Origin of the sequence: Caproicibacterium argilliputei (genome assembly GCF_029211325.2) — a bacterium.
GTDB lineage: Bacteria > Bacillota > Clostridia > Oscillospirales > Acutalibacteraceae > Caproicibacterium > Caproicibacterium argilliputei.
This window is the reverse complement of record NZ_CP135996.1, coordinates 1922198-1938136: the sequence shown is the minus strand read 5'-3', so window position 1 is coordinate 1938136 and position 15939 is coordinate 1922198. Positions and strand designations below refer to the sequence as shown.

10 protein-coding genes are annotated in these 15939 nt (G+C 54.4%); 9 read left to right on the top strand and 1 reads right to left on the bottom strand.

What is annotated here, in order from left to right; translation table 11 throughout:
• The first annotated feature begins 120 nt into the window (after positions 1–120).
• On the top strand, positions 121–2784 hold the full coding sequence (locus tag PXC00_RS09415) for a YfhO family protein (RefSeq protein WP_275845260.1): 2664 nt from the start codon (positions 121–123) through the stop codon (positions 2782–2784).
• Between the two features lie 58 nt (positions 2785–2842).
• Here the strand turns inward: PXC00_RS09415 and PXC00_RS09410 are convergent, their stop codons facing one another.
• The gene (locus tag PXC00_RS09410; protein ID WP_275845258.1) at positions 2843–4015 is read right to left on the bottom strand and encodes a glycosyltransferase; all 1173 of its coding nucleotides are present in this window, start codon (positions 4013–4015) and stop codon (positions 2843–2845) included.
• A 260-nt stretch (positions 4016–4275) separates the two neighbouring features.
• On the opposite strand from PXC00_RS09410, the gene hprK reads away from it, so the two are divergent.
• The 8 genes from hprK (at position 4276) to PXC00_RS09370 (ending at position 15893) form a co-directional block, all read left to right on the top strand.
• The gene (hprK, locus tag PXC00_RS09405; RefSeq protein ID WP_275845257.1) at positions 4276–5241 is read left to right on the top strand and encodes an HPr(Ser) kinase/phosphatase; all 966 of its coding nucleotides are present in this window, start codon (positions 4276–4278) and stop codon (positions 5239–5241) included.
• Positions 5242–5438: 197 nt separating this feature from the next.
• Positions 5439–6179, top strand: a complete 741-nt coding sequence (locus PXC00_RS09400; RefSeq protein ID WP_275845256.1) for a phosphatase — start codon at positions 5439–5441, stop codon at positions 6177–6179.
• Between the two features lie 23 nt (positions 6180–6202).
• Complete coding sequence (gene murB / locus PXC00_RS09395) at positions 6203–7111, top strand: UDP-N-acetylmuramate dehydrogenase (RefSeq protein WP_275845254.1); 909 nt, start codon at positions 6203–6205, stop codon at positions 7109–7111.
• Between the two features lie 13 nt (positions 7112–7124).
• The gene (gene rapZ / locus PXC00_RS09390) at positions 7125–7982 is read left to right on the top strand and encodes an RNase adapter RapZ (protein WP_275845253.1); all 858 of its coding nucleotides are present in this window, start codon (positions 7125–7127) and stop codon (positions 7980–7982) included.
• Between the two features lie 448 nt (positions 7983–8430).
• Complete coding sequence (gene whiA / locus PXC00_RS09385) at positions 8431–9363, top strand: DNA-binding protein WhiA (RefSeq protein WP_316934930.1); 933 nt, start codon at positions 8431–8433, stop codon at positions 9361–9363.
• Between the two features lie 28 nt (positions 9364–9391).
• Positions 9392–12907, top strand: a complete 3516-nt coding sequence (locus PXC00_RS09380; RefSeq protein ID WP_275845250.1) for a DNA polymerase III subunit alpha — start codon at positions 9392–9394, stop codon at positions 12905–12907.
• Positions 12908–13057: 150 nt separating this feature from the next.
• Positions 13058–14026: a 6-phosphofructokinase gene (gene pfkA / locus PXC00_RS09375; protein ID WP_275845248.1), complete on the top strand. Its 969-nt coding sequence runs from the start codon at positions 13058–13060 to the stop codon at positions 14024–14026.
• Between the two features lie 208 nt (positions 14027–14234).
• A complete protein-coding gene (locus PXC00_RS09370; protein WP_275845247.1) occupies positions 14235–15893 on the top strand; it encodes a glycosyltransferase in 1659 nt (552 codons plus the stop codon).
• The last annotated feature ends 46 nt before the right edge of the window (positions 15894–15939 follow it).

Here is a 15939-nt window from a genome sequence, read left to right as displayed (position 1 = left end):
CAGAGGAAACGGTCTGTTTCCTCTGCTTTTTTTGCAAATTTGCGGTGCGGACTTGCTATTTGCACAAGAAAAAGGTAAAATATAACAATCTTATCTGTGCGGAAGAAAGGGGATGATTGTTTGCAGATACGGCAGAACCGGGCGATTTTGGCTGCGCCGCTGGCAGTTCTGCTGCTGGTTTCCGGCTGCTTTGCCGCGGCAGGCCTGTTTCCGTTTGGCAGCAAAACGGTGGCGTGGTGCGACATGAACCATCAGGTTGTGCCGCTGATGATGGAATTTCAGGATATTCTCGCGGGAAAAACCTCTATGTTTCTAAATCTGCAGAACGCAGGCGGCATGGACTTCTGGGGTGTCTTTTTCTTTTTCCTCTCCAGTCCGTTTACGTTTTTGACAGCCTTTGTGCCGAAGGCGGATTTCTATGTTTTTATGAACATTCTGCTTCTGCTGAAGCTGGCGCTCTGCGCCGGCACGGCAGCGGTTCTTTTTACGACCTTGTTTCCGCACCTGAACACCATGCAGGCAAGCAGCTTTTCCGTCATGTACGCCTGCTCCGGTTTTGCGATGATGTACTACCAGAACATCGTCTGGCTGGACATGGCAGCGCTGTTTCCCATTTTGGTGCTGGGGGTGTATCGGCTTTGCCGCGCGGAAAGACCGGCTTTGTTTGTGCTGACACTCTGCGCAGTGATTGTGGTCAACTACTATTTAAGCGCCATGGTGTTTTTCTGGCTGGTATTACTGTTCGGCGTTTTGTCAGCGGTTTACCTGCTGCCGCGACGGCGCGGGCGCGTGCTCATGCTGCTGGGGCTGAGCACAGCGGCGGCGCTGCTGGCAACGGCGGTCGTGTGGCTGCCGTCCTTTCTGGAGTATCTGCAGTCCGGCAGGGTGATGGATTTAGTCTCCAGTGTGAGTGGTGGCAGCTTTACGCCGAGCCTGCCGACCACGCTGCCGATTTGGACCTGCACAGCGGCGGCAGTCGCGGCGGTGCCGCTGTATTTGACGGAGCCGCGAAAGCGGGAGGTGCAGGGGGCGCTGTTCCTGACACTGCTGTTCCTGCTGCTGCCGCTGGTGATTGACCCGATTGACCGAATGTGGCACCTGGGCAGTTACCAGGCGTTTCCTGTGCGCTTCGGGTACATGATTCCGCTGACGGGTTTGCTGCTGACCGCATGGCATCTGGAGCAGAGCCAGCGGTTGGCGCCTCCGCAGCCTGCCGCAGGGCCGGGGCTTTTGCTGCTGGCGTGCGCAGGCACAGCAGGTGCGGCGGCACTGGGTGCGTGGCTGCTCAGAACGCAGAAAACGGCATTGACACGCTATGCGCAGACGCTGTGGGCAGACAACAGCGCGCTGAAACTGGGTCTGCTGTTTACCGGCGCGGTGCTCTGCGTGTATTTGCTCCTGTTTTTTGGATTCCGCTGCCGCCGCTTTTCAGTAAGGGCAGTGAGTGTGCTGCTGTGTGTGGTGACGGCGGTGGAGCTTTGCTTTAACGTCAATGTATATGTGACCGCCGCCGCGGGAAACGGAAATGCGTACCAGAGTGTGACAGACCTGCAGAACCGTGTGCAGGACAGCTCCCTGTACCGCATGAAAGTGGATGACCTGTACTTTGACACCAACCTGACCGGCGCATTGGGATATCCGGCGCTTGACCATTACACTTCGCTGACCAACGGAGTATATATGGAGTCCCTGCAGAAGCTGGGATATTCCTCGCACTGGATGGAGATTCACTCCAGCGGCGGCACGCTTTTGACGGATGCGCTGCTCGCGCAGAAGTACAGTATCACGCGCAGCGGCAGTGAAAACGGGCGAAAAAGCATTTACAGCAACGGTACCTATTCCATTGTGAAGCAGCCGTACAGCCTGCCGTTTGGCTTTGTAACGCAGGCATTGGGCAGCACGCCGAAGGATGGCGACCGCTTTGCCGCGCAGAATACGCTGTATCAGACGGTGTTTGGAAAGAGCGACTCCCTGCTGACGCGCGTTTCTCCCACAGAATTGTATCAGGCAGAGGTTGAAACGGTTCCGGGCAGCGGCACGCGCGTTTCCGCCTCCTCCGATGGAAGCGTTTTGTACCAGATTCTGGTGACCGGCAAAACAACTTTATACTTTGACTGTTACAACAAAACGTCACGTGATTTGAGCAGCCCTTTGGACAACGCGTTCCGTATTTACGTCAACAACAAGATGGTAATGGACAATTATCCAAACGGCAATTTTAACGGCCTTCTGGATCTGGGAACCTTTGAGGATCAGAAAGTGGAGATTCAGGTGGAGGTTTTGCACAATGTGGACTGCCTCTCCTTTGGCGTTGCGAAAATGGATGATGAAAAGCTGGAAGCGGCGCTGCAGCAGACACAGACCGCCGACCTGCAGGCGGACGGCAGCACGATTTCCGGAACGGTGCAGGCGAAAAGCGGCGGTTGGCTGGTACTGCCGCTGCGCGGCGGAAGCGGCTTCCATGCGACTGTTAACGGTACCACGGCACAGACCAGCCTTGCTTCCGGCACGTTTTTGGCTGTAAAGCTGCAGGCGGGGAAAAACACCGTTCGCGTGCAGTATACATCGCCGGGCTTTGTGGGCGGCGCGGTGTGCAGCGTCTTTGGTGCTGCGGCAGTCATTCTGCTGCTCTTGCTGCACCGCAAAAAGTGGCTGCGCCGTCTGCGATGGCTGGAAAAACCTGCCGGTCTGCTTTTTGCGGGAATTGCCGCGCTGATGACCATGGCGCTGTACATTTTTCCGGTTGTGCTGTATCTGGCACAGCATATTCGGGAGATGCTCTAGGAATATTTCTGCTGACAAAGAAAAACCGTACTGCCGTTTGAATCGGCAGTACGGTTTTTTATTCGTCCCGCAGCGTTTCGCGGTGGTGTTTCTTTGCTTCTTCGTAGGTATCCTCCATAACGGCGGCAAGGTTTTTGTCAGACAGATTGACCGCGCTCTTGCGCACGAGCTTTCGCAGAAGAATTTCCCCCTCCGGGTCAAGACCCGCCATCATGTGCAGCTTCTCACCAAACTGCGACGGTGTGTCATAGGTGAAACCATTGACACCATCGCGCACCAACTCTGCATTGGCGCTGTCCTTGTGGACGATGACCGGCAGACCGGCTGCCTGTGCTTCCAGCGGAGAGGCCTTCACCGCAGAAGAACGGCTTGCACTGACAAATGCGCGACAGCAGGAGAAGCAGTCGTTCAGGTCAGACGGCGATAGCTCACCGGCAAAGGTCACTTGGTAGGAGAGGGAGAGCATCTTGACTTTTTCCGCAAAAAATGCTGCGTCCGGCCCACTGCCCGCGACGATCAGGTGCAGGTTGTCGATTGCGGGTACAGAGGCATTCCACACCTCCAGCAGCTCATCAAGGCCGCAGTCATCCACCAGCCGACCGGCGAAAATGTAGCAGGTCACGTCTTTGGGGATGTTTAGACGCTCCCGAATCTGTGAAGTTGGCTCTGACGGATGGAAAGTTTCCAAGTCAATGCAGAAAGGCGAACGCGCAACCGCACAGGAGATATCCAGTTCCTGCAAAAGCCCAGCAGTTTGGGCGCTCGGCGCCAGAACCATGTCACTTTCCGTCACGATTTTCCGTACGGTGCTGCGCACCTTCATTTTTGCCAGGTTGTCATAGGCTTTGTTGACGCCGTAGCCTTCCAGAGCGTCGTGGAGGTTGTGAATGGTGGTGACTAGCGGCAGGCGGCGCCTTTGGGCATATTTCAGCCCGGCCAGCCCCATTTCATCCAGTGTGACAAGGTGAACCAGATCCGGGCGAAAGTTGTTCAGCAGTTCTTCCATGGGGCCAAGCAGACTGGTGCGCACAGACATCCCGTAAAGGCTAGGGGTGATTTTTGCCGGGCAGAAAATTTTGCCGTCCTGCGCGAAGCAGTCGTCAATTGCCGGGTCGGCGGTAACCAGCAGAACCTGGTGGCCTGCCTTTTCCAGTCCGCTTTTCAGCACGGAAGTATAAGTGGAGGCGGCGCATTTGACCGCGCCGGCCCCGGAAAACAAGGCGACTTTCATAAACGACCTCCGAAATGGTTTTTGCCCGGCTGACAAAAACGGACAGGAAACTGCTGCCTTCCACGAAAAAGGCACCATCCGGACAAAATCAGAATTATTTACATTATAACACAATATTCGCGCTGTTCAAGCTGAATAAAAGAAGAATAATTCATCTTTTGCGCTTTTTGGTCTTTAAACTTTTCGGTACTTAGGATATAATAGAAAGAAATGGCGGCAGTCTGCCGTGCAGAAAATCTAGAAAGAGCAGGTGTTTTCGTATGGCTACGACGTACAGCGTTTCTCTTGACAAAGTCATGAAGGAGCTTTCCCTGGAAACCATTTATATGCCTGGCGACCCGCAGAAGATTCTGATTACTTCTACGGATGTGAACCGCCCCGGCCTGGAACTGAACGGCTTCTATGATTATTATGATACTTCGCGGATTTTGGTGCTTGGCAATGCGGAAACTGCTTTTCTGAACGACAGTCCTGTTGCAAAACGAAAAGAAGTGCTGGATGAAATCTTCAGCAAAAAGCCGCCGGCCGTCATCATTGCCCGCAAGTTGGACCCGGTGCCGGAATTGCTGGAGGCAACCAAAAAATATGAGGTACCGGTGCTGGCAACACCGGAAACAACCAGCAGTTTGGTTGCGTCTTTGGTTGCGTACATGAATGTGGAGCTGGCACCGCGTGTAACCCGGCACGGGGTGCTGGTGGAGGTGTATGGCGAGGGCGTGCTGATTGTCGGGGACAGTGGCGTGGGCAAAAGCGAAACCGCTATTGAGCTGATTAAGCGCGGTCACCGCCTGATTGCCGATGATGCGGTGGAAATTCGCCGGGTCTCCGCAAAGAGCCTGGTCGGGCAGGCACCCGCCAACATCCGCCACTTCATCGAACTGCGCGGCATCGGCATTATCAATGCCCGTCGGATTTTCGGTATTGGCGCGGTCAAAGTTTCAGAAAAAATTGATTTGGTCATCAACATGGAGCAGTGGGACGGACACAAGGTCTACGACCGCATGGGAATTGACAGCGAATACACCGAACTGCTGGGCATTAAAGTGCCGGTGCTGACCATTCCGGTGAAACCGGGGCGGAATTTGGCAGTCATCATTGAGGTCGCTGCCATGAACAACCGCCAGAAAAAAATGGGTTACAATGCGGCGGAAGAATTGCTGCAGAGTTTGGGCATGGATCTTTCCATGGTCAAGCAGCAGGAAACCAAACGGGAACTTGATATTTAACCGGTTTTGTATGGGGAGGCACCATGTTCCGTCTTTCCGCCGAAAGGCGTGGACACAGCGGGATATGTGTGCTATTCTTTTATGAGGAGTATCGTCGAAAAGTTAGTTTTGCGGCGGCGTTTTACATGAAAGCAGACGGTGCTCTCGTGGTTTTCCACAGAATGGTTTATAGGGTTTTACAAGGGGGCATACTGGAAATGAAGTTTATTGCGGATTTGCATATGCACACGACCGCTTCCACGCACGCTTACAGTTCACTGCAGGAAATGGTGGACGCGGCGGCGCAGCGGGGGCTTTCTGCAGTGGCGATTACGGACCACGGCATTACGATGCCGGGCGCACCCGGAAAATGGTACTTTCATAATCTGCGGGTGGTGCCGCATCGCTTTCACGGCGTTCTGGTACTGCGCGGGCAGGAAACGAATATCATAGATTACGAAGGGCATATCGATGTGGAACAGGAATGCGAGGAGGATCTGGACTGGGTGGTGGCTTCCATTCACTCGGTCTGTATGCCGCAGGGGGAGCAGCCTTCACCGGAAAAGGTCACGCACCTTTGGGAACAGATTTGTAGAAATCCGCGTGTGAATGTGATTGGACATTGCGGCAGCCCGGAATATGCGTTTGACTACGAACGGGTGCTGCCGCAGTTTGCCGCTGCCGGCAAGCTGGTGGAACTCAATGAAAGTACATTCCGCACTCGCCTGGACTATGTTCCGAATTGCCGCCGGATTATGGCGCTCTGCAAAAAATACAGGGTGCCGATTGTGGTGGACAGTGATGCGCACTTTTCCACGCTGGTGGGGGATTTTTCGCATACGCAGGCGTTGCTGCAGGAACTGGACTTTCCGGAAGAACTGGTTGTGAACTCCAGCGAAGAACGGCTGCATACTTATCTCGCGGAATACACCCGTGCGTTTGCCACACCGAATGACTGAATCAATATTAGGAGGACGATCCGATGGAAAAAATTGAGGCCCTGAAAAGAACGGCGGAAAATGCCGGCTGCCTGGTGCTGAAAGAGGAACCGATGAGCCGGCACACAACCTTTCAGATCGGCGGTCCTGCGGATCTTTATATTGCCGTTAAAGATATTATTGCCCTAAAGGACATTGTCCGCACGGCGTCTTCGCTCAATATCCCGCTGATGGTGCTGGGAAACGGAAGCAACGTGCTGGTCAGCGACGAGGGCGTTCGCGGCGCGGTGCTTTCACTGACAGGAGATTTCCGCCGCATCACGCTGGCAGACCCCACAACGGTTTCCTGCGGTTCCGGCGCCACATTGGCGGGACTGTGCAAGTTTGCACAGCGCAATGGGCTGACCGGTCTGGAATTTGCATGGGGGATTCCCGGCAGTGTGGGCGGCGCGGCGTTTATGAATGCAGGTGCTTATGAGGGGCAGTTCAGCGACGTGTTGATTTCTACCACGCACGTAACCAGCACCGGCAAGACCGATTCGCTGCTCGGGCCGGAGATGGAGATGGATTACCGTAAGAGCGCCTATCAGAAGAACGGCAGTATCCTGACTTCCATTGTGGCGCGTCTGGAGCCGGGCAATCCGGAACAGATCGCCATGCAGATGGAGGACTACTTTAACCGCCGCAAGGCGAAGCAGCCGTTGGAAATGCCCAGTGCCGGCAGCATTTTCAAGCGTCCGGACGGCGCTTACGCTGGTACATTGATTGAGCAATGCGGTTTGAAAGGCGCCCAGGTCGGCGGCGCGATGGTCAGTGAAAAGCACGCGGGTTTTATTGTGAATGCCGGAGACGCTACCTGCAGTGATGTGCTGGCTTTGATTGAAAAGATTCAGGAAACCGTATTCAAGCAGGCCGGCGTGCGGCTGGAGTGCGAGGTGCGTCCGGTTTCGTAAGGAGTTTTCACAGATGGATTTTATTATTGTTACCGGGCTTTCGGGTGCGGGAAAATCCCGTGCGGTTCATGCGCTGGAGGATATTGGCTTTTACTGTATGGACAACATTCCGCCCAAGCTGATTCCTGCGTTTTATGACCTTTGCACGCAGGCAAAGGATACTTTATCCCGTGTGGCGGTGGTCACGGATATTCGCGGCGGCGGGATGTTTTCGACCCTTTTGGATACGCTGGAGGATCTGCGGATTGCGAATAAGACCTACAAAATTCTATTTTTGGACGCCAGCAATCCCGTACTGATTAACCGCTTTAAAGAAACGCGCCGCCGCCACCCGCTTTGCGAGGGTGCGACCGGTTTGGAGCAGGCAGTTCGCCTGGAACGGGAGATTCTTCGCCCGGTGCGGGAATTGGCAGACTATGTCATTGACACCTCGTTGCTTTCACCGGCGCAGCTGAAAGAGCGCCTTTCCACACTGTTTCTGGGGGATGTGACCTCGGCTCTGCAGATTCACTGTATGTCGTTTGGCTTTAAGTTCGGCATGGCAACGGAGGCGGATTTGGTTTTTGATGTGCGCTGCCTGCCGAATCCTTACTACATTGAAGAGTTGCGCCATCAGACGGGGTTGGACGCGCCCGTGCATGATTATGTGCTCAAGTGGGACCAGACCAAGGGCTTTGTGACGCGGTTGCTGGATTTGCTCGATTATATGATTCCACTGTACTGTGATGAAGGCAAAAGTCAGCTGGTGGTGGCAATCGGCTGCACTGGTGGGCATCATCGTTCAGTAACGATTGCGCAGCTGCTGTACGAACATTTGATTGAAAAAGGGTACCGTGCCAGCGTCAATCACCGCGACATCCAAAAAAACTAGCCGTGCAGGCTCAGTCTGCGCGGGGAAGCTCCCGCTGGCGGTGTGCTGAAGCTCACGGCGGGGAAGCCCCCGCTGGCGGTGTGCTGAAGCTCACGGCGGGGAAGCCCCCGCTGGCAGTGTGCTGAAGCTCACGGAGCGCGCCTGCACTTCCTTTACAATCTGCGTCAACAAAAAGTTGGCACTTCGACAGGTTGCTTTCTGTCGCTTTCTTAGAAAGCGACAGGGGGCGCGGGGGCAAAGCCCGCCGCGACCTTCGTAAGAGAAGCAGGTTCGGGCGCAAGCCCGAGTGAAAAGGGAAGCCTCTTTTGCCTTTACAATGCTCCTGTGGAGCATTGTAAACAGCAGCTGGCGGGGAAGCCTGCTTCCTTTGCAGTCTGCGTCAACAGGAAGTCAGCACTTTGAGTGCATAAGCAGTAAAAGTTCCAAAGCCTTAGAGGAAAGGAGCGCGGTGCCTGTGTCTTTTGCCGCCGATGTAAAAAATGAACTTTGCCGAAAGAAAATGCGGAGTGCCTGCTGCCAGAAAGCGGAATGTTACGGAATGCTGCTGATGGGGCGCACTTTTCAGGAATCCGGTATTTCTCTGACCACAGAAAGCAGCGCGGCCGCCCAGCGCATCGCGCAGATGACTGCGGAATTGACTGCCGCCATCCTTTCCACACGAACGGTTTTGCGCCGCGCTTCACATCCTGCCAGTGTCGTTTCTGTGGATGACGAGCGCGACAGGGCACGCATTCTGGACTTTTTCGGGCATACCGGGCGGGAAGTGACCCTTCGGCTGAACCGCGCCAATTTAGAAAATGAGTGCTGCCCCGCATCCTTTCTGCGGGGAGCTTTTCTTACCTGCGGAACCGTTGTGAATCCCACCAAAGATTACCGCCTGGAGTTTGTTGTGCCGCGTATGCACCTTTCGCGCGACCTTACCGCGCTGTTGGGGGAGCTGCCTGTGGCGGTGCAACCGGGGGTTTCGCAGCGAAAGGGCGCCTATGTTGTGTACATAAAGGGCGCTGACCGCGTTTCAGATTTACTGACGCTGATGGGCGCACCCAAAGCCGCCATGGAAGTCATACAGATGAAAATGCTGCGCGAAATGCGCAACCAGGTGAACCGGCAGACTAACTTTGAAACCGCCAATCTGGGCAAGACCGCTTCCGCGGCGGCACGGCAGATTCAGGCGTTGCAGCGGCTTCTGGACATGGGGTTGGGGTTACAGGCTTTGCCGGAGAATTTGCGGGAGCTGGCACGCCTCCGCTATGAAAATCCGGAGCTTTCGCTGCGCGAACTGGGGGAAAAGCTTACGCCGCCGCTTTCGCGCTCCGGAGTGAATCACCGCCTGCAGCGTGTTACCGAGCTGGCAGAAAAGCTGTGCCGCCGAGCAGAGTAACCGGGTGTTTGGAAAGGAAGCGGGTACCATGTTTGTTCATTTGCATCTGCATACGGAATACAGCCTGCTGGACGGCGCGTGCCGCATCGAGCGGTTGTTGGATACGGCAAAGGCGCGCGGGGACAAAGCGGTTGCCATTACCGACCACGGCGTCATGTACGGTGCGGTCGATTTTTATAAAGTGGCAAAGAAGCGCGGTATCAAGCCTATCATCGGCTGTGAGGTTTATGTGGCGCAGCGCAGCCGCTTTGACCGCACACGCGAGTTGGACGGCGAAAACCGCCATTTGGTTTTGCTGTGTGAAAACAATACGGGCTATCAGAATCTGATTCAGCTGGTTAGCTGCGCCTGGACGGAAGGGTTTTACAGAAAACCGCGCGTTGATTTGGAACTGCTGCAAAAGTATCATGAGGGTCTGATTGCGCTTTCGGCTTGTCTGGCAGGGGAAATTCCGCGTGCACTCAGTGCCAATGACTATCCGCGCGCTAAAGAAGCGGCGCAGCGCTATGCTTCAATTTTCGGGAACGAGCATTTTTATCTGGAGCTGCAGGATCACGGTCTGCCGGAGCAGAAGCGTGTGAACCCGCAGCTCATTCGTCTTTCGCAGGAAACTGGCATTCCGCTGGTGGTAACGAACGACTGTCACTACATTGAGCAGGAAGACAGCGAAATGCATCATGTTTTGCTGTGTATTCAGACCAACCATACGCTGGATGAAGAGGGCGGCCTGAATTTCGGCAGCAAAGAGTTTTACTATAAAACAGAGGAGCAGATGCGCGCACTGTTTCCAGAGCATCCGGAGGCGGCAGACAATACCGCCAAAATCGCGGAGCGCTGCTGTGTGGAATTTGAGTTCGGTAAAACCAAGCTGCCGCGTTTTGATACGCCGAATGGGCAAGAGAACACCGCATATTTCCGTGAAAAATGTTTCGCCGGTTTGCACGCGCATTACGGGGAAAATCCGTCGAAAAGAATCGTGCGGCGGTTGGAATATGAACTGGATACCATTCAGAAAATGGGGTATGTGAATTATTACCTGATTGTGCATGATTTTGTCCGCCATGCCAAAGAGGTCGGCATCCCGGTGGGGCCGGGGCGCGGTTCCGGCGCAGGCAGTCTGGCGGCGTACTGCATTGGCATCACCGGTATTGACCCGCTGCAGTATGATTTGCTGTTTGAACGCTTTTTGAATCCGGAGCGGGTCAGTATGCCGGACTTTGACATTGACTTTGCGGACGACCGCAGGTCGGAAATGATTGACTATGTTGTGGAAAAGTACGGTGCGGACCACGTGGCGCAGATTGTGACGTTCGGCACAATGGCGGCGCGGGGTTCGGTTCGGGATGTCGGCAGGGTCATGGGGCTGCCTTATGCGTTTGTGGACCGTGTGGCCAAACTGATTCCAACCGCACCGGGGCAGAACATGACGCTGGAAAAGGCGCTGGAGGCCTCCAGGGAGCTCAAGCAGCGTTATGAGGAGGACCCGCAGGTCAAAGCTTTGATTGACATGGCGCGTAAGCTGGAAGGTATGCCGCGTAACACCTCCACACACGCAGCCGGTGTGGTCATTACAGATAAGCCGGTGGCAAACTATGTGCCGCTGGCAAAAAACGGTGATGCCACCGTGTGCCAGTACACCATGACCACGCTGGAGGAACTGGGACTGCTGAAGATGGATTTTCTTGGTCTGCGCAACCTTTCGGTGATTCATGACGCAGAGGAAATGATTCGCAGGGAAAAGCCGGACTTCCGTATCAGCAAGGTTCCGCTGGATGTGGCGGAGGTTTATGCGCAGTTTACCGCAGGAAACACGGAAGGCATTTTTCAGTTTGAGTCTGCCGGTATGCGCAGCATGATGATGCAGCTGCATCCGGAAAAGCTGGAAGACCTGATTGCTGCAAATTCCCTGTACCGCCCCGGACCCATGGAGTTCATTCCGAAGTACATTCAGAACCGGCAGCACCCGGAGGGCATTACGTATGCGCATCCCCTACTGGAGCCAATTTTAAAGGTGACGTACGGCTGCATTGTTTATCAGGAACAGGTCATGCAGATTTTTCGCTCGCTTGCAGGGTACAGCCTGGGGCGCGCAGATATTGTCCGCCGCGCCATGAGCAAGAAAAAGCACGATGTCATGCAGCGGGAAAAGGAAATTTTTATCCACGGTCTGCAGCGGGCAGATGGTACCTGGGAGGTACCGGGCTGCCTGCAAAATGGGGTGGATGAGCAGACAGCCTTGCAGATTTACGGGGAAATGGAAAGTTTTGCTTCCTATGCATTTAACAAATCCCACGCGGCGGCGTACTCTTATCTTGCTTACCAGACCGCTTACCTGAAATGTTTCTATCCGCAGCAGTATCTGGCGGCACTGCTGACCAGCGTTTTGGACAGCACCGGAAAACTCTCACAGTACATTGCAGAGTGCGGGCGCCTGCACATTCGGGTGCTGGGTCCCGAAATCAACAGCAGCGCCGCTGCCTTTACCGTGGTTGGCAAAGATATCCGCTTTGGGCTGCTTGCAGTCAGAAATTTGGGGCGCGGCTTGATTGACGCAGTGCTGCAGGAGCGGGAACGCAGCGGCCCATATCGCTCTTTTTATGATTTCTGTAAGCGGACGTTTGACAAAACCAACCGGCGCTCCCTGGAAAGCTTTGTGAAGTGTGGTGCACTGGACGGTTTGGGCAGCAACCGGCGCGAGATGATGACGGCGATTCCCCTGGTGTTGGACACGCTGTCCAATGACAAGCGGCGCAACCTGGAGGGGCAAATCGGCTTTTTTGACCAGCCGGAGGAAACGGACGGTGCGCAGGAAGTTTTTCAGATTCCGAAAATGGAGGATTACAGTGTCAGCGACCGCCTTGCCATGGAAAAGGAAGTGACTGGTCTGTTCCTTTCCGGAAATCCGCTGGCGGCGTATGAGGACTTGTACCACAAAATCGGCGCGGTTAAAATTGGTACCGTTTTGGAAAGCTTCGAAACGGAAGCCGGCGGGCGCTGGAAGGATGGAGACCGCCTGTGCCTGCTGGGGATTGTTTCCGGTATTAAAACCAAAGTGACGAAAAACAACAGCACCATGGCATTTGTTACACTGGAGGACGCTTGCGGTTCGATGGAATTGCTGGTATTTCCGCAGGTTCTGGCGCGCGTTTCGCCGCTTCTGGAGGAGGGCCACGTGCTGTGTGTGACTGGCCGCTTGAGTATTCGTGAGGATGAAGACCCCAAGCTGCTCTGTGAGGAAATCCGTTCGGCAGAGGAGGCGAGTGCGGTACCGCGGGAGCAGCCTGCGGCGCCTGCCGCACAGCTCTCTGGAAAGCACGTGAAGCCGGGGCTTTACTTGAAAGTGAAGTCGCGGGAAGACCCGGCTTACCTGCGGGCGAAAAAGTATCTGGCTGTTTTTGACGGACGCACACAGCTGTATGTGGTTTTCACGCAGGAGAAAACCATGTTCCGCGCGCCTGCTTCGCGCGGCGTGGATGTCAATGAGGTGCTGCTGCGTGAGCTGTGCCGTGTGCTCGGCAATACAAATGTTGCGTACGTGCAATAATTATCCATACGAAAAGCACAATTATCCATATAATGCCCTTGTGGATTCTTCCGGAATAGACTATAATAAAAGTACCAGAAATTTAAGGAATTCCGCCGTTTTTCAGCGGTTTCCTGCAAATGGTTTATGCTAGAATTGGAGGTTTTAGAAATGAGTGCAAAGTCCATTGCGGTTCTGACCAGCGGTGGGGACGCTCCCGGAATGAATGCGGCTGTGCGTGCGGTAGTTCGCGCCGGTATTTCCAAGGGATTTGGCGTTATGGGCGTTCGCCGCGGTTACAACGGCCTGCTGACAGGAGACGTTGAGGAGATGAACCTGCGCAGTGTGTCTGATATTATCGGCCGCGGCGGTACGGTGCTTTACACTGCGCGCAGCCCAGAGTTTAACTCGCAGGCCGGCGTCGAGAAAGCAGCGGAGGCCTGCCGCAAGCTGAATGTTGTCGGTGTTGTGGTAATTGGCGGCGACGGCTCTTTCCGTGGCGCACGGGATTTGACCGGCGCGGGTGTGCCCTGCATCGGCATTCCCGGTACCATTGACAACGACATTGCTTCCAGCGAATATACCATTGGCTTCGATACCGCTATGAATACAGCCGTGCAGATGATTGACCGGATTCGTGACACAGCCGAATCCCATGACCGCTGCAGCGTGGTTGAGGTCATGGGTCGCCGTTGTGGCGATCTGGCACTGCAGGTGGGTGTTGCGGTCGGTGCTACTTCCATTCTGGTTCCGGAGGTCGCGTGGGATTTCCAGAAAGATATTGTTGACCGGATGCATTTTGCACAGAAAACCGGCAAGCAGCATTTCATCATCATGGTGGCTGAGGGTGTCGGCGGCACAGCGGAACTGGCAAAGAAGATTCAGGAAACCACCGGGATTGAAACGCGCGCCACCATTTTGGGCCATGTACAGCGCGGCGGTTCGCCGACACTGCGCGACCGTGTTGTCGCCAGCGAGATGGGCTACCATGCGGTGGAACTCTTGGAAAAAGGCAGCAGCAATCGTGTTGTCGTAATGCGCGGCGGAAAGATTGTCGATCTGGATATCACAGAGGCGCTGAACATGAAGCGTGTGTTTGACAAAAATTTATATGACATCGCCTTGCAGATTTCTATTTGATTTTTGCTTTGCGTAATCTTTTCTGAATTTGTTTCAAAAACGGAGCAGACATTCTGGACTTAGAATGTCTGCTCCGTTTTTTGTGTTCTTATCATGAAACAAGCCCCAAACAGCATAGAATTTGGAAAGGCTTTCTCTTCCAAAGACGGTCTGTGCACGGAGTGGCCGGCAGACTGTGGAAAGGATATTCTGAAAAGAGAGGTAACGTATGCAAAAAGAAATGACGCTGTATCCCTTTGCGGATACCTATGTGGACAGTACCATGCCGTATGACAATTTTTCGGAAAAGGAATTTTGTCTTTTGGGTTGTTTCCGGCAGGATGCGGTTTACAGGATTCTTATGCAGTTTTCGTTGGCGGAAGTCCCGCCGGAAGCGGTCATTGAAAAAGCGGTGCTGCGCTTGTATTGTGTCCGCAACGACTGTATGGAAACGAAAAACGGATTTGTGATCTGTCCGGTCAAGGAAGCGTGGGAGCGCGGCAGAGTCAGTTTTGACGTACAGCCGCCATGCAGTTGTGTTGGACTGCCTTTGCAGACGGAATGCGCGGTTTACGAATCCGTTTCTGCAGAGATTACCCCTTTGGCGCGCGTCTGGCACGAACGTCCGGACAGCAACCATGGGATTCTGCTCCGGGCAGCAGATGAGCAGGAAGAGGAGCGTTTAACTGCTTTTCTCAGTACCCGCCAGAGCTGCCCGGACTGGCGGCCGTGCTTGGAGCTGACCTTGCAGCTGCCGGAGTCGTCACCATCTGCAGACGAAAAAAAGCGGGTAGCGCTGCTGACCAGCCGCTTTCTGGAGCGGGACGGGGCGCGTTGTCTGCCTGACGGGCGGGTGCGGTACCTCAGAGATCTGGCACGGCTTTTGGCGGGGCTTGGCTGGCAAGTGGATATTTTTCAGCCGTCGAACGGTTTGTACTGGAAGAAAGAATATGACGGATTTCGTGTTTTCGGCATTGGCGAGGGTGGCTTTGACGAGGACTTTTTTCTTTCTTTGAACAAGAGTTTTTATTCGCTTGCACAGGACTATGACCTGCATCTGTATTTTGGCATGGATTTGCTGTATCCATATGTATTTGAAAACGCAATCTGCGTGAGTCAGGGCATTTGGTGGGACGCAGAGAAAGCGCCCTGGTGGCGGTCACAGGAATGGTACGGGAGGTTGTTTACGGGTCTGAACCGCGTCAAAACGCTGGTCAGTACGGATACCAATACCCTGCATTGGCTCAACGCCGTCCATCCGTCAATGGTGTGCAGGCGAATTTATTTGCCCAATTACGTGGATCTCACGATGTTTCATCCGACGGACGCTGCAGAAAAATCGGAAAAGCTGACAGTCCTGTATCCGCGAAGGCTTGTTTACAGCAAGGGCTGGGGTGCTGTGAAAGAAGCTGCAAGGGCACTACTGCAAAAGCGCGAGGATCTGCTTTTTTCGTTTGTTGGGCGGGGAACAGAGCAGGCGGAACAACAGATGATGCTTCTTGCAGAGCGGGAAAGTGGCATTGTGTATCATTGGTACCCCATGGAGAAGATGGCAACTGCTTATCAGGCAGCTGATTTGGTGTTGCTGCCGTCCCGCTATGCGGAAAGCACATCTTTTTCCCTGTTAGAGGCCATGGCGTGTGGAAAGCCGGTGCTAGCGGGCAATGTCGGTGGCTTGACGGATTTGGTGATTGACGGTTTCAACGGGGTATTGCTTTCGGCAGAAAAGGATGCACTGGAACAGGCCATCGTTCGTCTGGCGGATGACTGGGAACTGCGTCTGGAAATGGGGAAGCACGCTGTGCAAACAGCCCAGTGCTTTTCAAAGAAAATCTGGGAGCGCCGCTGGAAAGAACTCCTGCTGGCGCACCGACAGACAATAGAATAACAGAAAAACCGACGTTCACAAAGGAACGTCGGTTTTTTAGAGAGCT